Source organism: Caulobacter sp. ErkDOM-E, assembly GCF_048541895.1.
GTDB lineage: Bacteria > Pseudomonadota > Alphaproteobacteria > Caulobacterales > Caulobacteraceae > Caulobacter.
Window position 1 is genome coordinate 3,419,770 of sequence record NZ_CP183331.1, and the last position, 22,119, is coordinate 3,441,888.

19 protein-coding genes are annotated in these 22,119 nt (G+C 67.7%); 9 read left to right on the plus strand and 10 right to left on the minus strand.

Annotation, left to right across the window (positions count from 1 at the left end; all coding sequences use genetic code 11):
• Nucleotides 1–172: 172 nt before the first annotated feature.
• Nucleotides 173–2,524, plus strand: coding sequence for a putative bifunctional diguanylate cyclase/phosphodiesterase (locus ACN2C7_RS16750; protein WP_419321490.1), 2,352 nt, complete (start codon nt 173–175; stop codon nt 2,522–2,524).
• 148 nt (nt 2,525–2,672) lie between these two features.
• Here ACN2C7_RS16750 and ACN2C7_RS16755 read toward each other — a convergent pair whose 3' ends face one another.
• Both ACN2C7_RS16755 and ACN2C7_RS16760 read right to left on the minus strand, forming a co-directional pair.
• Entirely contained in the window at nt 2,673–2,918 is a 246-nt protein-coding gene (locus ACN2C7_RS16755; protein ID WP_419318428.1) for a GlsB/YeaQ/YmgE family stress response membrane protein, read from the minus strand.
• A 208-nt stretch (nt 2,919–3,126) separates the two neighbouring features.
• Nucleotides 3,127–3,582, minus strand: a complete 456-nt coding sequence (locus ACN2C7_RS16760; RefSeq protein WP_419318430.1) for a GNAT family N-acetyltransferase — start codon at nt 3,580–3,582, stop codon at nt 3,127–3,129.
• A 50-nt stretch (nt 3,583–3,632) separates the two neighbouring features.
• Between ACN2C7_RS16760 and ACN2C7_RS16765 the strand changes: the two genes are divergently transcribed.
• Together ACN2C7_RS16765 and ACN2C7_RS16770 are read left to right on the plus strand one after the other, a co-directional pair.
• Nucleotides 3,633–4,793, plus strand: coding sequence for an aminotransferase (locus ACN2C7_RS16765; RefSeq protein WP_419318432.1), 1,161 nt, complete (start codon nt 3,633–3,635; stop codon nt 4,791–4,793).
• A gap of 69 nt (nt 4,794–4,862) precedes the next feature.
• Nucleotides 4,863–5,396, plus strand: a complete 534-nt coding sequence (locus tag ACN2C7_RS16770; RefSeq protein WP_419318434.1) for a GNAT family N-acetyltransferase — start codon at nt 4,863–4,865, stop codon at nt 5,394–5,396.
• Here ACN2C7_RS16770 and ACN2C7_RS16775 read toward each other — a convergent pair.
• The 3 genes from ACN2C7_RS16775 to ACN2C7_RS16785 form a co-directional block, all read right to left on the minus strand.
• Nucleotides 5,365–7,947, minus strand: coding sequence for an ATP-binding protein (locus ACN2C7_RS16775; RefSeq protein WP_419318436.1), 2,583 nt, complete (start codon nt 7,945–7,947; stop codon nt 5,365–5,367). The genes ACN2C7_RS16770 and ACN2C7_RS16775 overlap by 32 nt on opposite strands.
• 77 nt (nt 7,948–8,024) lie before the next feature.
• Complete coding sequence (locus ACN2C7_RS16780; RefSeq protein ID WP_419318438.1) at nt 8,025–8,789, minus strand: SDR family oxidoreductase; 765 nt, start codon at nt 8,787–8,789, stop codon at nt 8,025–8,027.
• A gap of 179 nt (nt 8,790–8,968) precedes the next feature.
• Nucleotides 8,969–11,476, minus strand: a complete 2,508-nt coding sequence (locus ACN2C7_RS16785; RefSeq protein WP_419318440.1) for a TonB-dependent receptor — start codon at nt 11,474–11,476, stop codon at nt 8,969–8,971.
• Between the two features lie 184 nt (nt 11,477–11,660).
• On the opposite strand from ACN2C7_RS16785, the gene ACN2C7_RS16790 reads away from it, so the two are divergent.
• The 3 genes from ACN2C7_RS16790 to ACN2C7_RS16800 all read left to right on the plus strand — a co-directional run bounded on the left by ACN2C7_RS16790 (nt 11,661) and on the right by ACN2C7_RS16800 (nt 13,220).
• Entirely contained in the window at nt 11,661–12,305 is a 645-nt protein-coding gene (locus ACN2C7_RS16790; protein WP_419318442.1) for a TetR/AcrR family transcriptional regulator, read from the plus strand.
• Between the two features lie 77 nt (nt 12,306–12,382).
• The gene (locus ACN2C7_RS16795) at nt 12,383–12,865 is read left to right on the plus strand and encodes an SRPBCC family protein (protein ID WP_419318444.1); all 483 of its coding nucleotides are present in this window, start codon (nt 12,383–12,385) and stop codon (nt 12,863–12,865) included.
• A 55-nt stretch (nt 12,866–12,920) separates the two neighbouring features.
• Nucleotides 12,921–13,220 carry a hypothetical protein gene (locus ACN2C7_RS16800; protein WP_419318446.1) on the plus strand — a complete coding sequence of 100 codons (300 nt, stop codon included), beginning with the start codon at nt 12,921–12,923 and terminating at the stop codon, nt 13,218–13,220.
• A 16-nt stretch (nt 13,221–13,236) separates the two neighbouring features.
• On the opposite strand, the gene ACN2C7_RS16805 is transcribed toward ACN2C7_RS16800, so the two are convergent.
• The gene (locus ACN2C7_RS16805) at nt 13,237–13,989 is read right to left on the minus strand and encodes an extensin family protein (RefSeq protein WP_419318448.1); all 753 of its coding nucleotides are present in this window, start codon (nt 13,987–13,989) and stop codon (nt 13,237–13,239) included.
• Nucleotides 13,990–14,131: 142 nt separating this feature from the next.
• On the opposite strand from ACN2C7_RS16805, the gene ACN2C7_RS16810 reads away from it, so the two are divergent.
• Nucleotides 14,132–15,508, plus strand: a complete 1,377-nt coding sequence (locus ACN2C7_RS16810; RefSeq protein WP_419318450.1) for an MFS transporter — start codon at nt 14,132–14,134, stop codon at nt 15,506–15,508.
• An 11-nt stretch (nt 15,509–15,519) separates the two neighbouring features.
• Here the strand turns inward: ACN2C7_RS16810 and ACN2C7_RS16815 are convergent, their stop codons facing one another.
• Together ACN2C7_RS16815 and ACN2C7_RS16820 are read right to left on the minus strand one after the other, a co-directional pair.
• A complete protein-coding gene (locus ACN2C7_RS16815; RefSeq protein ID WP_419318452.1) occupies nt 15,520–17,508 on the minus strand; it encodes a methylmalonyl-CoA mutase family protein in 1,989 nt (662 codons plus the stop codon).
• Nucleotides 17,509–17,640: 132 nt separating this feature from the next.
• Entirely contained in the window at nt 17,641–17,997 is a 357-nt protein-coding gene (locus ACN2C7_RS16820; RefSeq protein ID WP_419318454.1) for a MerR family transcriptional regulator, read from the minus strand.
• 86 nt (nt 17,998–18,083) lie between these two features.
• Here ACN2C7_RS16820 and ACN2C7_RS16825 point away from each other — a divergent pair, with 86 nt between their 5' ends.
• A complete protein-coding gene (locus tag ACN2C7_RS16825; RefSeq protein ID WP_419318456.1) occupies nt 18,084–19,373 on the plus strand; it encodes an NADH:flavin oxidoreductase/NADH oxidase family protein in 1,290 nt (429 codons plus the stop codon).
• Nucleotides 19,374–19,395: 22 nt separating this feature from the next.
• Here the strand turns inward: ACN2C7_RS16825 and ACN2C7_RS16830 are convergent, their stop codons facing one another.
• The gene (locus ACN2C7_RS16830; protein WP_419318458.1) at nt 19,396–19,638 is read right to left on the minus strand and encodes a YdcH family protein; all 243 of its coding nucleotides are present in this window, start codon (nt 19,636–19,638) and stop codon (nt 19,396–19,398) included.
• A gap of 123 nt (nt 19,639–19,761) precedes the next feature.
• Nucleotides 19,762–20,490, minus strand: a complete 729-nt coding sequence (locus tag ACN2C7_RS16835; protein WP_419318460.1) for an enoyl-CoA hydratase/isomerase family protein — start codon at nt 20,488–20,490, stop codon at nt 19,762–19,764.
• A 268-nt stretch (nt 20,491–20,758) separates the two neighbouring features.
• Here ACN2C7_RS16835 and ccrA point away from each other — a divergent pair, with 268 nt between their 5' ends.
• Nucleotides 20,759–22,033, plus strand: a complete 1,275-nt coding sequence (gene ccrA, locus ACN2C7_RS16840; RefSeq protein ID WP_419318462.1) for a crotonyl-CoA carboxylase/reductase — start codon at nt 20,759–20,761, stop codon at nt 22,031–22,033.
• Nucleotides 22,034–22,119 lie beyond the last annotated feature (86 nt).

Consider the following 22,119-nt stretch of genomic DNA (forward strand, 5'->3'; position numbering starts at 1 on the left):
CGCGCCGAACACGCAGAGCGTGCGCGGCGACAAGGGCTTAACGCCTGGTTCACCAAAACCGTCGAAGGTCGCCGGCGGGGCCTCTTCGTCCCGGGGAACTCAGGACCGCGCCGTGGGCAAGGCCGCCGCCATCTCGATCATTGCGGGGCGCTTGGCCCCCCTGCTGTCCCCCATGCTGCCCGTCGTGCCCGAGGAAATGGCCGGGCGTGTGCGCATGGAGCAACTGGCCAGCATCCTGCGCCTGACGCCCATCATGATGGGCGCCAACATCGTCATCGCCATGCTGGTCTGCCTGGCCGGCCTGACCGGTCCGCATCGGACCGGCCTGATCATCTGGTCGGCCATGGTGATCAGCTATGGCCTGCTGGGCCTGCGCGGCTGGCTGGCCGCCCAGCGCAGCAAGGGCGGCAAGTCCACCGTGTCTGCGCGCGGCCTGCGCCGTATCGCGACCCAGGCGGGTTTGCTGGGCTGCCTGTGGGGCGCCCTGCCCATCCTGGCCATGGATGGCGACGCCGCCAGCGTGCAGATGCGCATGATGATCGTCTCGGTGATCGCCGGCATGGTCGGCTGTGGCGGATTTGCCATGCTGGCCTTTCCGCCCGCCGCGATCGCCTATTCAACCCCGATGGTGATCGGCTCGCTGTATGTCCTGGCGCGCAGCGGCGACCCGATCCTGCTGGCCTTGGGCGGCCTCCTGATCTTTTGCTACCTGGTGGTCAGCCTCTCGTGCCTGTCGCACGCCAAGGTGTTCGCCGAACGCCTGGTGGCCGGCGAGGAGCTGGAACGCCAGAAACAGGTCGTCAGCCTGCTGCTCAGCGACTTTGAGGAAGGCGCCAGCGACTGGCTCTGGGAAATCGATGCACACGGCGCGCTCAGCTACGTGTCCGACCGCATGGCCGCAGCCGCCGGAACCGACCGGCGCGCGCTCCTGGGCCAGACCCTGGCCGCCCTGTGCGGTCCCGCCGTCGAAGGCCCGACAGGCCCGGTGGCCTCGCTGACGGCGCTGCTGGCCGAACACAGGACCTTCCGGGATATCGTCGTGCCGGTACAGGTCGGCGCCCTGACCCACTGGTGGTCGCTGAGCGCCAAGCCGATCCACGACAAGGACGGCGCCTTCATGGGATTCCGCGGCGTCGGGGCCGACGTCACCGCAGCCCGCGAGGCCCAGGCGCGCATCTCGCGCCTGGCCCATTTCGACGTCCTGACCCAGCTGCCCAACCGCCTGTCGTTCCTGCAGGCCCTGAGCAAGGCCTGGACCGACCATGCCCAAGCCGATGACGCCGTCGGCGGCTGCGCCGTGCTGTGCCTGGACCTGGACTATTTCAAGGGCGTCAATGACAGCCTGGGCCACCCTGTGGGCGACGCCCTGCTGATCGAGGTCGCCGAGCGCCTGCGCCAGTGCGTCGGCGAGGCCGGCTTCGTGGCCCGCCTCGGCGGCGACGAATTTGCCGTGGTCGTGGCCCCTGCCCCTGCGCCCGAGGCCCTGGGCGAGCTGGCGCGCGCCATCGTCGAGACCCTGTCCCAGCCCTATGACATCAAGGGCCACAATGTCCTGATCGGCGCCAGCATCGGGATCGCCATCGCCCCGGTCGATGCCGCCGATCCCGACAGCCTGCTGAAGAACGCAGACCTGGCCCTGTACCGCGCCAAGGGCGACGGTCGCGGGGCCTATCGGTTCTTTGAGCTGTCGATGGATGTCGGGGCCCAGGAGCGGCGGGCGCTGGAGATGGATCTGCGCGCCGCGCTGAAGAATGACGAGCTGAGGGTCTTCTTCCAGCCGCTGATCGGCTGTCGCGAGCACGATATCACCGGCTTTGAGGCGCTGCTCCGCTGGGAGCATCCGCGTCGCGGCCTGGTTCCGCCCAATGACTTCATCGCGTGCGCCGAGCAGTGGGGCCTGATCGGCAAGATCGGCGAGTGGGTGCTCAACGAAGCCTGCAGGCAGGCCGCCTCATGGCCCGCACCCCTGACCGTGGCCGTCAACCTGTCGCCAAACCAGTTCGCCTCCGGCGACCTGGTCGGCCAGGTTGCGCGTGCGCTCAGCGACTCGGGCCTGGATCCGTCACGGCTTGAGCTGGAAATCACCGAGGGCCTGCTGCTCAACGACACGGCCCGAACCCTGGAACAGCTGGCGGCGCTGAAGACCCTGGGCGTGAAGATCGCCATGGACGACTTCGGCACCGGCTATTCCAGCCTGGCCTATCTGTGGCGGTTCCCGTTCGACAAGATCAAGCTGGACCGCTCGTTCGTGGCCGAGATGGGCGAGAACACCGCCATCAGCGACATCGTCCGCACCATCACCCTGCTGGGCCAGACCCTGAAGCTGCAGGTCACGGCCGAGGGCGTGGAGACTGCCGACCAGGCGCGGATGCTGGGGGAAATGCACTGCGACCATTTCCAGGGCTTCCTGTTCGGACGCCCCATGCCGGTCGGCGACATCCCCAACTTCCTGCTCAGCGACCTGGCGCGCCGCATGCGACGCCAGAGCGTCGCGGCGGAGACGGATTCGGCTGCATCAGCCTAGTTTGTTCCCGCTCTCCCCGGCGAAGGCCGGGGTCCAGATCAGCCTGAGCGTTTTGGGATGACGCGCCTTTCGACGGCGCTGGTCCGGTCAACACACCGGGCTCGATCTGGATCCCGGCCTTCGCCGGGAAGAGCGAAGAATGGGATCCTCAGCGCTTGATCAGCCCCAGCAGGGCCAGAAGCAGGACCGCGCCGATCGTCGAGATCACCAGGCTGCCGATGAAGCCGCCCCAGCCAATGCCCAGCGCGCTGGCGACAAACGCGCCCAGGAACGAACCGACCACACCGACGATCAGGTTGGTCAGCAGGCCGTGATTGCGCTTCATGATCTGTTCGGCGATCCAGCCGGCCAGAATGCCGATGATGATCGCGCCGATAATGCCTACGCCGCTCATGTGTCTCTCCTGATAGCCCGGTTGAGCTTTCGGAATGCGTGAGCTGCGGTGAAGGTTGCGTGGGGATCGTGTGCTCGATGCACTTGCCCCCTCCTGGCTGCTGCGCAGCCGTCCTCCCCCGTAAGGGGGAAGATGAAGCGCGCCGATCTCATCTTCCCCCTACGGGGGAGGAGCGCCGACGGCGCGGAGGGGGCTAGTCCGTCGCCCCCTAAACCCGCCGCTCCATGAACACATCCGCCCGCGCATAGGGCGTGTCGCGCTGCGGCAGATCGACAAACCCCATCGCCCGATACAGCCCCAAGGCCGGCGCCAGGCTGGAGTTGGTCTCCAGATAGAGCCGTGGCGCGCCCAGCGCCTGGGCCTTGTCGATACAGGCCTGCAGCAGCAGCCGACCCAGCCCGGTTCCCCTCGCCTGCTCGGTGACCGTCATCTTGGCCACCTCGAACCCGCCGTCATCCAGCAGCAGCAGGCCGACGCAGCCGATCACTTCGCCATCCTCGGCTTCAGCCATCAGGATGTGGCCACCCTTGTCGAGGATCTTGCCGACCGGGTCGTTCAGCGCCTCGTGATCCTTGGGCTCCATCCGGAAGAGGGTGGAGATCCAGGCGACATTCAGGTCGCGCCAGGCGTCGGCATGTCGGGGTTCGAAGGGGATGATGCGCATGGCGACGATAATGTGCGATCAGACGGACGAGGCAACAGCGAACGCGTCCCATGGTCCATCCCGTCTTCGACAACCTGCCCACCACCATCTTCGAGGAGATGAGCGGCCTGGCGCGCGAGCTAGGCGCGATCAATCTGGGCCAGGGGTTTCCCGACGACGCCGGACCCGAGCCCGTGCGCGCCAGGGCCGCCGAGGCGCTGATGACCGGCTCCAACCAGTACCCGCCGATGCGCGGCCTGCCGCAACTGCGCGCCGCTGTCGCCGAGCATTATCGCCTGAGCCAGGGGCTGGATCTGGACGCCAGCGAGATCACCGTCACCTCCGGCGCGACCGAGGCCCTGGCGGCGGCCTTCTTTTCGCTGATCTCGCCGGGCGACGAGGTGGTGCTGTTCCAGCCGCTGTACGACGCCTATCTGCCGCTGATCCGCCGGGCCGGCGGCATCCCGCGTCTGGTCCGCCTTGAGCCGCCGCACTGGCGCTTCGACCGCGCCATGCTGGAAGCCGCCTTCACGCCCCGGACGCGGATGGTGGTGCTCAACAGCCCGCTCAATCCGGCCGGAACCGTGACGCCCGACGCGGACCTGGCCCTGCTGGCGGAGTTCTGCGTCGCCCATGACGCCATCGCCGTCTGCGACGAGGTCTGGGAGGCCGTCACCTTCGATGGCCGCCGCCACCGCTCGCTGATGGACTTCCCCGGCATGCGCGAGCGGACGGTGAAGATCGGCTCGGCGGGCAAGATGTTCGGCATGACCGGCTGGAAGGTCGGCTTCCTGTGCGCGGCCCCGCCCCTGACCCGGGCTCTCGCCGCCGCCCACCAGTTCCTGACCTTCACCACCCCGCCCAACCTTCAGGCCGCCGTGGCCTGGGGACTGGAGCACTATCGCGACTGGTTCACGACCATGCCCGCCGGTCTGCAGGCTTCGCGCGATCGTCTGACCGCCGGGCTGGACGGCGCCGGCTACCGGGTGCTGCCCAGCGCCGGCACCTATTTCCTCAATGTCGACCTGCGCGCCTCCGGCATCGCGCTGGCCGATCGCGCGGTCTGTCTGGCTCTGGTCCGCGAGCACGGGGTGGCGGCCATACCGGTCTCGGCCTTCTATGCGCAAAGTCCGGTGACCCACATCATGCGCCTGTGTTTCGCCAAGGCCGACGCGACCCTGGACGAGGCTATCGCGCGACTGGCGGCGGCCCGGCCCCGTCTGGGCGGTTGATCGATACCTTGGCCGGCTCTACCAACAGAGCAGCGCAGGAGCCCCAGAGCGCTTCGGGAGACAGGGCTGATGACCGTATCGATGCTCGTGGAACGCGGCCAGGTCATCTCGCTGATCAGCGCCACCGCCGAGACGTTCGACGCCGAAGACGTGGGCGGAGAGGCCATTGCCGAATGCCTGGGCGTCAAGCCGCCGGTCTCGTGGCCGCCGGAACACAATGACCCGGCCACCCGCGACTGGATGCGCGGCCTGCTGGCCGACCATCCCGACGAGCCGGGCTATGTCGGCTGGTACATGATCGCCCAGAACCGGCTGGTCGGCGTCTGCGGCTTCAAGGGTCCGCCCAACATCTGGGGCGAGGTCGAGATCGGCTATTCGGTGGTCGAGGCCGAGCATCGCAAGGGCTATGGCGTCGAGGCCGCAGGCCTGCTGATGGCCCGCGCCTTCCGTGACCCCCGGGTGTCGCTGGTCACGGCCGAGACCATGCCCGCGCGGATCGCCTCACAGAAGGTGCTGGCCCGTTGCGGCTTCACCCATGTCGGCGGCTATTTCGACCCCGAGCAGGGTCAGGTCATGCGGTTCGAGGTAGGGCGTCCGGGCTAGCGGTTCGCCCCGCAGGGACGCGCGCTGACAGAACCCGATCCATCGCCGACAGCAGGTCGCGCAGGTCGATGGGCTTGGCGACATGCGCGTCGACCCCGGCCACCAGGCAGGTCTTGATCTGGGCCGACATCACGTCGGCGGTCAGGGCGATGACCGGCAGTCGTTCGAAGCGCGGATCGGCGCGCAGCTGGCGCGTGGCCTCCAGCCCGTCCATCACCGGCATGTTGACGTCCATCAGCACGATGTCGATGAGGCCGGCCTCAAGGGCGTCCAGCGCCTCTCGGCCGTTTTCGGCCTCGATCAGCTCGCACTCGAACGGCGTCAGGAACAGCCGGATGACACGGCGGTTGACGGGGTGGTCGTCGACCACCAGCACGCGACGGCCATGCAGGGCGGCGAAGGAGGGTTCATCTTCGGCGCCGTCGACGTGGTCGGGCGCTTCGTCAGAGGCGGCGCAGGCGTCGGCCAGCATCTCCACGACAAAGATCGAGCCGTGGCCCTCGTGGCTTTGCACCTGGATGTCGCCCCCCATCAACTCGACCAGTCGCCGGGTGATGTTCAACCCCAGGCCAGTGCCGCCAAAGGTGCGGGTCGTCGAGGCGTCGGCCTGGGTGAAGGCGCCGAACAACTTGGCCAGGGTGGCCTCGCTCATGCCGATGCCGGTGTCCAGCACCCGCAAACGGATGCGCTGGCGCCCCGTGGCCAGATCGGGTCCGCACGACAGGGTCACCTCGACCTGTCCCGTATTGGTGAACTTCAGGGCGTTGGAAACCAGGTTGGTCAGGCACTGGCGCAGGCGCACGGCGTCGAACAGCAGCGGTCCGGGCGGCAAGCCCTCGATGCGGAAGACCAGCTCAATGCCCTTGTCGCGCGCGGTGGGCTGATAGCCGCCGATCAGGCGCGCGCAGACCTGGGCCAGATCGCCGGCGGTGGGCGCGATCTCAAGCTTGCCTGCCTCGATCTTCGACAGGTCGAGAATGTCGTTGAGCAGCACCATCAGGGTGTCGCCGGAATCCAGGATCAGCTCGACCTGCTCGCGCTGATGCGACGGAAGATCGTCGGACCGCAGCGACTGGGCCAGACCCAGCATGCCGTTCAGCGGTGTGCGCAATTCGTGGCTCATCACCGCCAGGAAGGCTGACTTGGCCTGGTTGGCGGCTTCGGCATGCTCACGGGCCTCGCGCAGATGGCGCGAGGCCCGGCGTTGATAGATCGCCCAGGTCACCCCGCCCGCCACCAGCAGCGCCAACAGCAGGGCGATCACGCCCGAGGCCTGGGCCAGCTGGCGATTGAGCTGGACCTCGGCGGCCAGGCGTCGGCTTTCGTCGCGCTTGGCGCGCAGCTCGCTTTCCAGCGCCGACGACATCTCGGCGACGCTGCGCGCATGGGCCTGATTGATCTTGGCGTGATCGGCCCGTCGCCATGCGTCCAGCTTCTGGAAAGCCTGAAGGCCACGCCCCTCGGCCTGATCCAGATAGGCCTCGGCCAGCAGTTCGACCTGCGGGTCGCGCGGGATCAGGCTGGTGGGCACAGCCCGCAGGGCGGTCAGGTCAGCGCGGGCGGCGGGAGCGTCGCCCAGCTTGGCATGGGCCACCAGCCGCCGCTGCAGCATCAGCACGTGCAGGCGACGGCCGGGCTGGCGCAGATCGTCGCGCATCGGGGCCAGGCAGGCCAGGGTCTTGCGCGGATCAGCGCGCGCCTCGGCCACCAGCGCGCACAGGAACTTGGTCCAGGTCTTCAGGTCCCGATCGCCGCCGGCCGCCGCCATCTGGCCGTGCAGCGTCACGAAGTGGTCGGCAGCGTCCAGCTCGCCCAGCTCCACGGCCGTGTAGCCGATGTCATAGAGACGCTCGATCTTGCGCAGATAGAAGGCGTCGCGCTCGTCCAGGCTGGCTGCCTTGGCCATGTGGTCCAGGGCGCCTTCCTTGTCGCCGATATCGGCCAGCGTATAGGAGTGCACCTGGTGGGCCTCGGCCAGCAGCGGCCGGGCGATCGCGCCGCGGCGCTCGATCTCCGAGGTCAGGTCGGCGGCCAGTCTCGCCGCCTGGGCCCAGTGGCCATGCTGCCCCAGGTCGCGCACCCGCTCGATCCCGGCCATCATCCGCACGTCGGGCGAAGACCCCTCCAGGAACCGCTTCCAGTCCGTCGCCGAGAAGGCGCGATAGCCGCCGGACTCGTGGCGATAGGCCAGGGTCATGAGGTCGGCTAAGGCGGCAAGAGCCGGGTCGCCATCGCGCTGGGCCACCCGCCGCGTTTCCGCGGTCCAGGCCAGGAACGGGCCCTGCAGCTGGTTGCTCTTGTAGGCGTACAGCACCCGCCACAGCCCATACAGGCGCTCGGACCCAAGCTGACGAAGGGCCTTGCGACCGGCCCGCTCGACATCCTCATTGTCGCGCGGCGGCCGGATCTGGCGGTGGACGCCGATCTCGCGGGCCAGCTGGCCCAGCCGCGCCGAGGCTTCGGATGGCGTCGGAGACACACCCCTGGCTGAGGCCCCGGCGGCCAGCGCCAGGCAGCCGATCACAGCGAGAGATGCGATAAATCGTCGCAAGCCTAGTCCCCAAAACAGGACCGCAACCCTGAGGCAATAGCGTGTACGGCCCGTTAAGCTGTTAGGCGTTGCGGCGACTAGATCGTCGCGCCGCCATCCACGACCAGCGCCTGGCCGGTCATGAAGCTGCCGGCCTTGGAGGCCAGATAGACCGCCGCCCCGGCCAGTTCGTCGGGCTCGCCGATGCGGCGCAGCGGTACGCTCTTGGTCGAGCGCTCCAGGGTCTCGGGATTGTCCCACAGGGCCTTGGCGAAATCGGTCTTGATCAGGCCGGGCGCGATGCAGTTGACCCGCACATTGTCGGGCCCGAACTCGTGCGCCAGGTTTCGCGCCAACTGGAAATCGGCGGCCTTGGAGATGTTGTAGGCTCCGATGATGGCGTTGCCGCGCAGGCCGCCGATCGACGAGATGATGATGATGGAGCCGTCGCGGCGCTCGCGCATCTCGGGCGCGACCATGCCGATCAGCCAGTGATTGCTGATGATGTTGTTGTCGAGAATCTTGCGGAACTGGTCGTCGGCGATGCCGGCCAGGGGACCGTAATAGGGATTGCTGGCCGCGTTGCAGACGCAGATGTCGACCTTGCCGAACGCCGCCTTCGTCTCGTCGACCAGGCGCTGCAGGTCTTCCTTGGAGCCGATATTGGCCGGGACCGCGATGGCCGTTCCCTCGCCATGCTTGGCGTTCAGCTCGGCCGCGACCTCGTCGCAGGGCCCGGCCTTGCGCGAGGAGATCACCACCTTGGCGCCGTGCTCGGCCATGCGCTGGGCGATGGCCTTGCCGATGCCGCGCGAGGATCCGGTGATGATCGCCACCTTGCCGGTGAGGTCGAAGAGGCCCATGGCGCGCTCCCTGAAACGTTTGTTTGAATTGTGGGTACACTGAGCCGCCCAGGCGGCGCGGTCAAGGTTTGGGGTCCGCGCCAAAACGACGAAGGCGCCTCCGGCCGGAACCGGAAGCGCCTTCTGAAGTCAGGTCTCTGCACCGCCCGGACGTGCCGGGCGGCGCAAAGGTATGGGTCTTAGAACGACTTGCGCACGGTCAGGCCGTAGGTGCGCGGCGCCGTCGGATAGCCGCTGTAGCTGCCATCCTGCACCACGGTCGGGAAGGTCGCGATCAGGCTGTCTTCCTCGGTCAGGTTGCGAACCCAGAGCATGGCTTCAAGCCGGTGGGCTTCGTTGATCAGGCCCAGGCTGGCGTTGACGTTGTTCTGACCCCAGGTCGACAGCTCGGGCGGGGTGGTTTCCGTCAGCTGCGTGTCGCTGGTGTAGTCGTATTCGACCCGCAGATAACCGGCATAGCCGTTGCCGAAGTCGTGGTTGGCGGTGGCCGAGGTCGAGAGGCTCCACTTCGGAATGCCGGCCGGCGCATCACCGGTCAGATCGCGGAAGTTCGGACGACGACCGGTCGCCGGGTTCAGCGGGCAGCGCACGGTGTCATAGTTCACGCAGGCCGCGCCGGTGAAGGAGTCGTACTTCGGGTCGAGATAGGTGACCGCGCCGGTCAGGGACAGCCAGGACAGGGGGCGGTAGGCGCTGTCGACTTCGAAGCCGCGAACCGATTCCTTGCCGGCGTTGACCAGGCTGTAGCCCAGGCCCGTGAAGGCGTTGGACTGGAAGCCCTCGATCGCCTGGTCGAACACCGCCACGTTGAGGTAACCGCCCGGGAAGTTGGCCTTCAGGCCCGCTTCAAGCACGGTGACGTCTTCGGGGTTGGCGCTGCGGCCGACGCCGTTGGCATTCGGCGGACGGCTGTCGGAGGACAGGTTGAACGCCCCGGCCTTCCAGCCCGTCGAGTAGCTGACATAGGTGTTGATGCTGCCGAAGTCATAGGCCGCACGAACCGAATAGGTGACCTTGTCGGCCTTCAGCTTCCCCGACTCCGAAGCATTGGGGAAGTTGACCGGCGCATGGTTGGTCGTGTTGCCATAGTAGAACTGCAGACCGCCGAGGGCGGCATACAGGTTGCCCGGCAGGCCCAGGGCCGAAAGCTGCGGCACGGCGCTGAGGTTCAGGGACGAGAAGGGGTCCTTGAGGACGACGTTCGACTTGGCGTTCTTTTCGTCGCTCAGGAAGGCCAGACCGCCGGTCAGGGTCAGCTTGTCGGTGACGGCGTAGTCAGCCTGGCCGAACAGCGAGAACGAGGTCTGATCCATCGAATAATAGTCATCGATGCCATGGCCGGCCTGGAAGTAGGTCTTGCCCGGAACGACCGAAGGCGTGACCAGGCTCTGCAGGAACTCGAGCGCATAGAGGTTGGAACGACCGGTCAGGGCCGGACGCAGGGGCGCGGGCAGAGCGCCCAGCAGCGCCGCCGGCACCGGTCCGCTCAGGCCATCGGCGAAGCCCCGAATGTCCTTGCCGAAGGCGATCGTGCGGCCGGTATCAAGCTTTTCGTTCTGGTAGAAGCCGCCGACCAGCCAGCTGAGCGGACCGTCGCCCTTCGAGGCCAGGCGCAGTTCCTGGGTGAAGGTCTTGATCGTGTTGCCAAGATCATTGGTGGCCAGGTCGGCGCCGGAGAAGTCGATGTCCTGGAACGACGCGGCGTTCTGCTTGCGATAGGCGGTGATCGCGGTCAGGGCGGCGAAACCGAAATCATGGTCGATCTGGCCCGAAACGCCCTTGCCCGACAGGGTATTGACCGGATCGCTGGTGAAGGTCACGTCGCGGTTGAACTTGGTGGCCGGGTTGCCGACCTTGGCCCCCAGACCGAAGGGGGCCGGCGCGGCGATGAACTGGGTCGCGGGACCGTTCAGCAGTTGCACCACGGTGCAGCAGACTTCGTTGATCTTGTTGTAGTCGGCGATGATCCGGACCGAGGTCTGGTCGGTCGGGAGCCACAGGACGTCGCCGCGGATCGACCAGCGGTCGCGGTCGTTGACGTCATTGCCGGTGATCACGTTGGTGGCGAAGCCATCGCGCTTGTTCAGGCCGCCGGACAGGCGGACCGCCACAGAATCGCTGAGCGGGCCGGTGACCGTGGCCTTGAGCTGCTGCTGGTTGAAGTTGCCGAAGCTGACCTCGGCCTTGCCGCCGAAATCGAACTGCGGCTTCTTGGTCACGATGCTGATGGCGCCGGCCGAGACGTTCTTGCCGAACAGGGTCGATTGCGGGCCGCGCAGAACTTCGATGCGCTCGATTTCGGGAAGGTCGTCGAGGGCCGAAGAGGACCGCGAGCGATAGACGCCGTCGATGAAGACCGCGACCGAGCTCTCGATGCCGTCATTGCCGTTGCCGTTGCCGAAGCCGCGAATGACGAAGTTGGTCTGGCTGACGGCGTTGAACTGCGAAACCTTCAGCGAAGGCACCATCGACTGCAGGTCGATAAGGTCGCGCACCTGGGCGCGTTCAACGGCCTGGGCGCCGGTCACCGAGACCGAGACCGGCACGTCTTGCAGGGTCTGCTCGCGCTTGGTCGCCGTGACGATGATCTCTTCGACCGTCGAGCTCGACGTCTGGCTCTGGGCGAATGCGGGGCTGCTGGCGATGAGCGCGACGAGCGAAACGCCGAGCAAATGGATCTTCTTCACGGAAACCTCCCTAAGGTTTATTTCTACGGGCCGCCGTCATTGCGCCGACCTTCGTTGACCAATTTTATGGTCACCTAGATATTTTAATGCAAGTTAGACTTTCACGGCGGACGCTTGCGATCAGCCGTTATCCGTTCAATAGACTCCCAAACGCCAAAATAAGGCGCAAAGCGGGGCGGGCATAGTGAAGGGTCAAGACCCTCTCGAGGCGACGGGAACCTATGGTTCCAGGACGTTATCCCACAGCCGCAAGTCGGCCAAGAAGCGCGATGCGATCCTTCGGGCCGCCAGCGAGATCATCAATATCAAGAGCTTTGCTCTGGCCACGATGTCCGAGATCGCCGCAAGGCTCGATCTGCGGGATGCAGCGCTCTACTATTACTTCCCCAACAAGCAGGCCTTGGCCTTCGCCTGCCATCTTCAGTCCCTGGAGCGGCTGGAAGCCATTCTGGTGGCCACCCTGCGTACCCAGGGCGCGGGGGCGGAAAAGCTCGAAGGTTTCCTGCGTGACCTGCTGCATGACGCTGCGGAAAACGGGCCCCTGCTCTATTTCGGCGATCTGTCCTATCTGACCGAAGCCCAGCGCGCCGAGGTGTCGGACTGGGGCCAGAGACTGACCAATGACCTGGAGCGGCTGGTCGAGGACGGCATTGCCGACGGCTCGATCGTCGCCTGCGAACCCAAACTGGTCGTGCAGTTGTTGCTGGGCATGCTGATCTGGCTGGTCAAATGGGTTCCCACCGTCCAGGGCGCGACCCCAGACCGGCTGATGGCCGCGATGGGCGTGGTCAGCCTCAAAGGGCTGGAGCCGCGCCGCTCCGCAAAATAGAGTCCCCGTCGTTGTCGGGATCCGTGGAGCCCGCGCGTCCTTGAGGCGAAACTTCCGCCCATCCGATGGAGCCGATCATGTCGCTCGACACCGCCAGCATCGATCCGCAACGCGACCTGGTCCTGACCCGGATCATCGACGTCCCAGCCGACAAGCTGTTCAGGTGCTGGACCACGCCAGACCTGCTGACCAAGTGGTTCTGCCCGCCGCCCTGGTATGTCTCCAAGGCGGTCATCGACGTGCGCACCGGCGGAAACAGCCTGATCACCATGAACGGCCCCAACGGCGAGGTCATCGATAATCCGGGCGTCTATCTGGAGGTGATCGAGAACCGCAAGATCGTGTTTACCGACGCCTTCACGCAAACCTGGAAGCCGTCGGCCAAGCCCTTCATGACGGGGATCATCACCTTCGAGGACCTGGGCGGCGGCCAGACCCGCTACACCGCCATCGCCCGCCACTGGACGGTCGAGGACCGACAGACCCACGAGCAGATGGGCTTCACCGAGGGCTGGGGCATAGCCGCCGACCAGATGGCGGCCCTGGCGGCGACGCTTTAGGGGGAACCGGCGCGACTCCCCGCCGTTGCCATGGCTGCAGCTGTGAGGAGTCGAGATGCCCAGGACCGTCGATGCGGACACAGCCCTTGAAGAGGTGCTGGCCTTTCTCGCAAATCCGCCGCCGCCGGGTTCGCCCCAGGATGACCTCTTTGGCGAGCGCCTGCGCCAGGTGATCTCCGCCTCGATCCCGGTCCGTCCTGGCGACAGCGAAGACGACAGTCCGATCCTGGCCCTGAGCGAAGACCTGCGCCGGCGGCTGGACGCCGCCGCCCGCAAGCGCGGCGGATCTCATCCGTTCGGCGAGCATCCCGACGGCATCGGCCCGACCCTGGGCATGGATCTGAGCCGGTCCTGACGATCCGCGCGGCCGATCAGGCGCACTTGCTCCAGCCGTTCATGTCGAGGTGGAAGTGGTCGCGGTGCTCGGCGTTGTAGTCGGGGCTCAGCGTGGTGAGGAACACCCGGCAGGCGCCGTCGCGCACCCGGCGCAGGAACTGGCCCTTGGGGCCAGGATCGGTCCAGTCGCTGGCCACCGTGATCCGGCTGCCGTCGGCCAGTCGAAAGCCGGCAAGGTCGATGGCGCCGGCCAGGGCGTGCTCGCTGACCGGCCCGCTGGCCTTGCCGTACATGCGCCGGCAGGAATAGGCGCCGTAGTGCTCCAGCCCCGTGACGCCCTGGCCCAGAAGTTCATAGGCGGCGGGCTGCACGACCTGGCGCTCCCAGATCGACAGGGCCAGGGCCTCCTTGCAGACCATCGGCGCGTCGGCCGGGATCAGCGGCGCCATGCCGGACTCGATACGCAGGGCGTCGCGCACCACGCAGAAATCGCCCTCGGTCCTGTCAGGCAGATCCAGATAGGTCAGACCGGCCTTGGCCAGGATGGCCCGGCAAAGCTCTGGGTCGCGGCCGCTGCGGGCGGCCTTGATGCGGGTGGCCATGCCCACCGGGTCGACGACGCTGAGCGTCTTCCACGGCGCATGCTGGGTGGGAAGGGTGCGCTGCGCCAGCAGGGCCATGATCGCCACCAGCGACCACAGCAGCACGAGGCCGGTCAGCCGCGCCAGGCGCGTCTGATGTCTGGCGTGGCGCTCGATGCGCGGATGGCGCGGTACGCGATAGGCCATGGGCGGGGGAGCGCCTTGTAAAGGTTAACGCCGCACCAAGCACGAGCCAGGCCCGCCTTTCAACCGGCAAACCGGCTCATCGACCCGGTCCGGCCGGCCCGGACTTGGCGAGGCGGCTGGAAAAGGGCATCACCGCCTGCCCATGTCCTCAACGCCCGACCGCCCCGCCCTGTTCGACCGCGCGCTGCTGCCGCGTTTTGCCTTGCTGTGCCTGGGCATCTGGCTGAACGCGGCCGACACCCTGGTGACGGCCACCATCATGCCCAGCGTCGCGCGCGAGATCGGCGGCTACCAGTATTTCGGCTGGTCGGTGGCGGCCTTCCTGATGGGCTCGATCGTCGCCGGGGCCTGCAGCGGCAAGCTGTCGATCGCGCTTGGCCTGCGGCGGGCCACCATGCTGGCCGGGGTCGCCTATGCGGTCGGTTGCGCGATGAGCGCGCTGGCGCCGGAATTCGTCACCTTCGTGGTGGGCCGGCTGGTGCAGGGCCTGGGGGCCGGCGCGGTCGTGGCCCTGTGCTATGTGGCCATCACCGCCCTGTTCCCGGAAAGCCTGTGGCCGCGCGTCTATGGCGCCGTGGCCGGCGTCTGGGGCGGCGCCACCCTGCTGGGTCCGCTGGTCGGCGGCCTGTTCGCCCAGGCCGGCTTCTGGCGCGGCGCGTTCTGGATGTTCGTCGCCCAGGCCGTGATCTTCGTGGTCGCCGTGGCGGTCATGCTGCCCTCGGAAAAGCGCGACGAGGGGCGCAACCGCGTTCCGGCCCTGCAACTGACCCTGCTGATCGTCGGGGTCAGCCTGATCGGCCTGGCCGGGGTCGTCGCCTCGCCCGCAGCCGCCATCGCCTGCGCCTTGCTGGGCCTGGTCGGGATGGCGGCGATGCTGGCGGCCAATCGCGGGACGCGCGACCGCCTGCTGCCCCGCTCGGTCGCCGACCTGACCACCGCCACCGGACTTGGCCTGCTGATCATGTTCGCCTGCGAGGCCGCCGCCATCGGCTTCACCGTCTATGGCCCCGCCTTCATCCAGGCCCGCCACGCCGCCTCGCCCCTGATGGCCGGCTATGTCACCGGCGCCATCGCGGCGGGCTGGACGGTCTGCGCCCTGCTGGTCGGCGGTCTGCCCCCTGCGCGCGAGGGCCTGGCGATCCGCACCGGCGTCGGGACCCTGCTGATCGGCGTGGTCTGGAGCGCCTGGGCCGTGACGCGCGGGAGCCTGGTCGAGACCGGCCTCGCCTTCCTGGTGATCGGCTGCGGCTTTGGCCTGTGCTGGGCCTTCCTCACCCGGCGGGTGATCGCTGCGTCGCCGGCCGACGAGCAGGCCCTGGCCTCCTCCGCCGTGCCCACCGTGCAACTGATCGGCGGCGCTGCCGGCTCGGCGGCGGCCGGGGCCATGGCCAACCTGCTGGGCTTTGGCCACGGCGTCGAGCCGGCCGCGGCCTATGCCGTCGGGCCGTGGCTGTTCGGAGCCTTCGCCCCGCTGGCCCTGGTGGCCTTCGCGGCGGCCTGGCGGCTGGGCCGGCGTTAGGGCCTGGCGCCTCACACCTCGACCAGCGCCGCGCCTTCCACCAGCTTGACGATGTCGCCCATGATGTCGGTGATCTTGAAGTCCTTGGGCGTATAGATCCGCGCCACGCCCATCTGTTTGAGGATCAGGGCGTCGGCGTCGGGGATGATGCCGCCGACCACGACAGGGATATCGCCTAGCCCCTGCGCGCGCATCAGGCGGACGACTTCCTGCACCAGGTCCAGGTGCGAGCCCGACAGGATCGACAGGCCCACCACATGGGCGCGGCTTTCCTTGGCGCGGCGGACGATCTCGTCGGGGGTCGAGCGGATGCCGTCATAGACGACCTCCATGCCGACCGCGCGGGCCCGCGTGGCGATCTGTTCGGCCCCGTTGGAGTGACCGTCCAGGCCCGGCTTGCCGACGAGGTAGGTGAGCGTGCGGCCCAGCACCTGCGAGACCCGCTCGACCTCGCGCTTGACGGACTCGACGTCCTCGGCGTCACCGGTCGAGACCACGATCGCCACGCCGGTCGGGCCACGATATTCGCCGAACACCTCGCGCAGGGCGCCGGACCACTCACCGGTGGTGACCCCGGCCTTGGCCGCCACGATCGAGGGTTCCATGATGTTGCGGCCATCCTGGGCCGCCGCCTTCAAGTCGGCCAGGGCCGCCTGCACCGCGCCGTCATCGCGCGCTGCGCGCCAGGCCTTGATGCGCTCGACGACGCCGGCCTCGAGACGCGGATCGACGGTCTCGATCGAGCTTTCGCCGGCCGACAGCGGTGAAGCCTCGGTGTCGGTCCAGCGGTTGACGCCGACCACGGTCATGTCGCCGGTCTCGACCGAGCGGACGCGTTTGGCGTTCGAGGCGACCAGCTCGGTCTTCATGTAGTCGATGGCGCTCGCGGCCCCGCCCATGCCGTCGATCAGGGCCAGTTGCTCCAGCGCGCCCTTGCTCAGTTCGGCCACCTTGGCCTCGACCACGTGCGAGCCGTCGAACAGGTCCTCATATTCCAGGAGGTCGGTCTCATAGGCCAGCACCTGCTGCAGGCGCAGCGACCATTGCTGGTCGAACGGGCGCGGCAGGCCCAGGGCCTCGTTCCAGGCCGGCAGCTGCAGGGCGCGGCAGCGGGCGTCCTTGCTCAGCGTCACCGCCAGGGCCTCGATCAGGATGCGATAGACGTTGTTTTCGGGCTGCTGCTCGGTCAGGCCCAGGCTGTTGACCTGCACCCCATAGCGGAAGCGGCGGGCCTTCTTGTCCTGCACGCCGTAGCGCTCCAGCAGGATCTGGTCCCACAATCGGGTGAACGACCGCATCTTGCAAAGCTCGGTGACGAACCGCACCCCGGCGTTGACGAAGAAGCTGATCCGCGAGGCGACGATTTCGAAGTCCTGCTCGGGCACCTGACCGCCGGCCTTGACGGTGTCGAGCACCGAGATCGCGGTGGCCAGGGCGAAGGCCAGCTCCTGCTCCGGCGTCGCGCCCGCCTCCTGCAGGTGATAGCTGCAGACGTTCATCGGGTTCCACTTGGGAACTTCCAGATAGCACCAGGCGATCATGTCGCCGATCAACCGCAGGCTCGGGCCCGGCGGGAAGATGTAGGTCCCCCGCGACAGATATTCCTTGATCAGATCATTCTGCGTCGTGCCCTGCAGCAGCTTGCGATCCGCCCCCTGCTCGTCGGCCAGGGCCACATACATCGCCAACAGCCAGGCGGCCGGGGCGTTGATGGTCATCGAGGTGTTGGACTGCTCCAGCGGGATCTGGTCGAACAGCTGGCGCATGTCGCCCAGGTGGCTGATCGGCACGCCCACCTTGCCCACTTCGCCGCGCGACAGGATGTGGTCGGGATCATAGCCGGTCTGGGTCGGCAGGTCGAAGGCCACCGACAGGCCGGTCTGCCCCTTGGACAGGTTGGCGCGGTACAGGCTGTTGGACTTTTCGGCCGTCGAATGGCCGGCATAGGTGCGGAAGATCCACGGCGCATCGGGCGCATGCTGATACGGCTTGGCGGACATGGCGGGCTCCCGGCGCTTATCGTTCTTGTTATCGTCGATCATGATCCGGGATTTTTTGCGGCGCAACATTCATTTCGCGGATGCGAAATCGCTCGCCGGCGCCCATCCCAAACTTCCAGACCCGAGGGGCGCTCAGGCCGCCGCCTTCTCCTCGTCCGGCTCCAGCGTCGCAATCAAGGCCACCAGCTCGGCCCGCCGCGCCTGGGCGGCGGCGATGTGGGCGTCGACCTCGGCCAGCTTGGCGCGCAGCTTCTGGGGCAGGGCGTCGCAGACCTTGCCCTCCAGGGTCGCGTGGCCGGCGATCTCCTTGAGCGAAAAGCCCAGCCTCTGGGCCTGCTCGATGAAGCCCAGGGTGGCGATCAGGCTTTCGGGATAGTCGCGATGGCCGTTCGCGCCGCGCGGCGCGGGCGGCAGGATGCCCTGCTCCTCGTAGAACCGGATGCGCGAGGCCGACACCCCGGCGCGCTTGGCGATCTCGCCGATCTTCATTCCACGGGTCTCCGAAAGGGCGCTTGACCTTCAACCTAGCTTGAAGGTGTAGAAGGTGTGATCCACCAAGCCAAGGTCAAGACGTCATGCTCACCGCCGCCTTCGAGCCCCTGTTCGCGCCCCTGGCGTTGCCGAACGGCGCCGTGCTGCCCAACCGCATCGCCAAGGCGGCGATGGAGGAGAATCTCGCCGCCGAGGGCCAGGTTCCCGGCAAGGCGCTGTGGACCCTGTACCGGCGCTGGGCCCAGGGCGGGGTCGGCCTGCAGATCACCGGCAATGTGATGGTCGATCCCTCGGCCATGACCGGTCCGGGCGGCGTGGTGCTGGACGCCCGCGCGCCGCTGGCCCCGTTCGAGACCTGGGCCCGCGAGGCCAAGTCGGGCGGCGGTCAGGTCTGGATGCAGATCAACCATCCCGGCCGCCAGACCTATGCCGATCTTGGCCAGGGGGCGGTGGCCCCGTCGGCGGTGCCTGTCGATATCGGCAAGTTCTCCAACCTGCTGGCCCAGCCGCGCGCCCTGACCGCCGCCGAGATCGCCGCGATCGTCGAGCGCTTCGCCGTGACCGCGCGCCGGGCCGAAGAGGCCGGCTTCGACGGGGTGCAGGTCCACGCCGCCCACGGCTATCTGCTGAGCCAGTTCCTCTCGCCCCTGGTCAACCGCCGCGAGGACGCCTGGGGCGGCTCGCGCGAGAACCGCGCCCGGATGCTGTTCGACGTGATCAAGGCCGTGCGGGCCCGCGTCTCGCCGCGCTTCGCCGTGGCCGTGAAGCTGAACTCGGCCGACTTCCAGAAGGGCGGCTTCGACGCCGATGACGCCCGCTGGGTGGTGGAACAGCTGAACGGCATGGCCGTCGACCTCGTCGAGCTGTCCGGCGGCAGTTACGAGAGCCCCGCCATGCAGGGCTCTCCCTCGGACTCTGGCCAGGGCGAGGCCAGCCCCAAGACCTCGACCGCCGCGCGCGAGGCCTATTTCGTCGATTTCGCCCGCGACATCGCCAAGGTCGCCAGGATGCCGATCATGGTGACCGGCGGGGTGCGCCGCCGCGAGGTCGCCCTGGCGGCCCTGGCGGCCGACGGCGCCTTGCCGGGCGTGCCGGTGGTGGGGATCGCCCGCGCCCTGGCCTTCGCGCCCGACCTGCCCAAGGCCTGGCGCAAGCCCGAGGGCCTGGATGTCACCCTGCCCGAAGTGACCTGGAAAAGCCGCGAGCTCTCCGGCCTGGCCGTGATGGCCCTGACCAAGGCGCAGATGAACCGCCTGGCGGCAGGCAAGGCCCCGGCGCGCAAGCTCTCGCCGGTTCTGACCCTGGCGGGCCAGCAGTTGAAACAGCGCGCCCAGGGCAAGCGCTATCGCGCCTGGCGGCTCAAGAACCCCTGAACCCCGCCAGGCGCGTGTCCCGTCAGGCCAGCTTGGCCAGGGCCGAGGCGATCTTGTCCTTCAGGTCGAGGCGCTGCTTCTTGAAGTCCTCAAGGACGGCGTCGGCCACCGCTTCGATGTTGGTCTCCATGCGGTGCACTGCGCGATTGACGTCGTGATAGCCCTCAACAAGCTTGGCGAAGTGGGCGTCGCTGGTCTTCAGCGCATGGATGCGGTCGGCGTCCTGGGGAAACTCTTCGTGCAGTTCGTGGGGGGTATTGCTCATGGCTCAGGACTTCCCGGGAAATTGACGCCCCTCTTGGCGCCACCCTCATCCTGCGCGGGCGCGCGCAGGCCGGCTTTGCGGTCGATCAATCCCGGCGATCTTCTGGCCCGGCGATCTTCTGGCTCAGGCACGGTGAAACACCGCCGGCCGTTTGGCCATGAACGCGGAGACGGCTTCGGCGTGGTCGGCGCTGGCCACCAGCGCGGCCACATCCGCCCCGCCCCCGGCAACCGCCCGCTTGGCGGCCTCGACCGCCAGGGGGGCGCGCGAGGCGATGCGGTCGGCCAGCTCCAGGGCGGCCGGCAGCAGCGCGTCCACCGCCTGCACCTGGCTCACCACCCCGTCGGCCAGAGCCCGGGCCGGATCAAAGCTGGCCCCGGTCAGCAGATGCGCCTTGGCCCGCGCCTCGCCGATCAGGCGCGGCAGGCGGACCACTGACGCCATCAGCCCGATATTCACCCCCGAGGCCGCGAAACTGGCCCGGTCGCTGGCGATGCGGATGTCGCAGGACAGGGCCAGTTCCAGCCCGCCGCCCAGGCACCAGCCGTCGATGGCCGCGATGATCGGAACGCGGCAGGCCTCGACCCTGTCCATCAGCACGTTGAAGCCCAGCACCGCCTCCAGCTGGCCCGCGCCGCGCCCGGCCGCCTCGCGCAGATCATCGCCCGCGCAGAAAGCGCCGTTGCGGCCCGTCAGCACCACCGCCCGCACATCGAGGTCGGCGTTGATCGCGTCCAGGGCCTCTTCCAGGGCGAGGCGAAGCGCCATGCCCAGTCCGTTGGCGGGCGGCCCGTCCAGTTCCAGCAGGACGATGGCGGCGTGGGGACGGGAGACATGCAGGGTCGGAGTCATGGCCAAGCCTCGCCGATCGCCGGCCGCTTGAACAGCCTTGCCCGCGACAAGGCGACGCTCATGTTGCGTCGCACAAGATTCCGCTTGCCAGTTTCAAACAGTTGTCTCAGCTTAGACCGCTTCGAGGTCGATTTGTCCGCCTCGGAACCAAAAACGATGGGTTGGCGATCGGTTTTTGCCATTGTGACCACCCGCGCGCAGCCGAGTTGAGCTTTCGGACGTTGTTGCAACGCAACGAACAACGGGGCCGAAGGAAACGGGGAGTGACATGACGACCACGACGCTTGAGAAGTCGCCTGTGAAGGATCTCTACGAGATCGGCGAAATCCCTCCGCCCTTCCACGTGCCCGCCAACATGTACGCCTGGAGCATCCGCAAGGAGCGCCACGGCAAGCCCACCCAGGCCATGCAGGTCGAGGTGGTGCCCACCTGGACCATCGGCGAGGACGAGGTTCTGGTCCTCGTGATGGCCGCCGGCGTCAATTACAACGGCGTCTGGGCCGCCCTGGGCGAACCGATCAGCCCGCTGGACGGCCACAAGCAGCCCTTCCACATCGCCGGATCCGACGCCTCGGGCATCGTCTGGGCGGTGGGCAAGAAGGTCAAGCGCTGGAAGCTGGGCGACGAGGTGGTCATCCACTGTAACCAGGACGACGGCGACGACGAGGAGTGCAACGGCGGCGACCCGATGTTCTCCACCAGCCAGCGCATCTGGGGCTACGAGACCCCGGACGGCAGCTTCTCGCAGTTCTGCCGGGTGCAGTCGCGCCAGCTGATGCCGCGCCCCAAGCACCTGACCTGGGAAGAAAGCGCCTGCTACGTCCTGACCCTGGCGACGGCCTATCGCATGCTGTTCGGCCACAAGCCGCATGAGCTGCGGCCCGGCCAGAATGTGCTGGTCTGGGGCGCCTCGGGCGGTCTGGGTGTGTTCGCCGTGCAACTGGCGGCCGTGGCCGGCGGCAACGCCATCGGCGTGGTCAGCTCCGAAGACAAGCGCGAGTTCGTGCTGTCGATGGGGGCCAAGGCGGTGCTCAACCGCAACGAATTCAACTGCTGGGGCCAGCTGCCCACCGTCAATGGCCCCGAATTCAACGACTACATGAAGGAAAGCCGCAAGTTCGGTAAGGCGATCTGGCAGATCACCGGCAATCGCGATGTCGACATGGTGTTCGAGCACCCCGGCGAGGCGACCTTCCCGGTCAGCGTCTTTGTGGTCAAGCGTGGCGGCATGGTCGCCATCTGCGCCGGCACCAGCGGCTTCAACCTGACCATGGACGCCCGCTTCCTGTGGATGCGCCAGAAGCGCGTGCAGGGGTCGCACTTCGCCAACCTGATGCAGGCCAGCGCCGCCAACCAGCTGGTCATCGACCGCCGCGTCGACCCGTGCCTGTCGGAAGTGTTCCCCTGGAACGACATCCCGGCGGCGCACGAGAAGATGCTGGCCAACCAGCACCTGCCCGGCAACATGGGCGTGCTGGTCTGCGCCCAGCGTCCTGGCCTGCGGACGTTTGAGGAAGTGCAGGAGCTGAGCGGGGCGCTTTAGGCGGCCCGCGCCAGACCCGCCGCAAAGGAAGGTTGGCAATCGCCCCGCGCGGACGCACAGTCTCGAACAAATGTTCGGGGGAGATG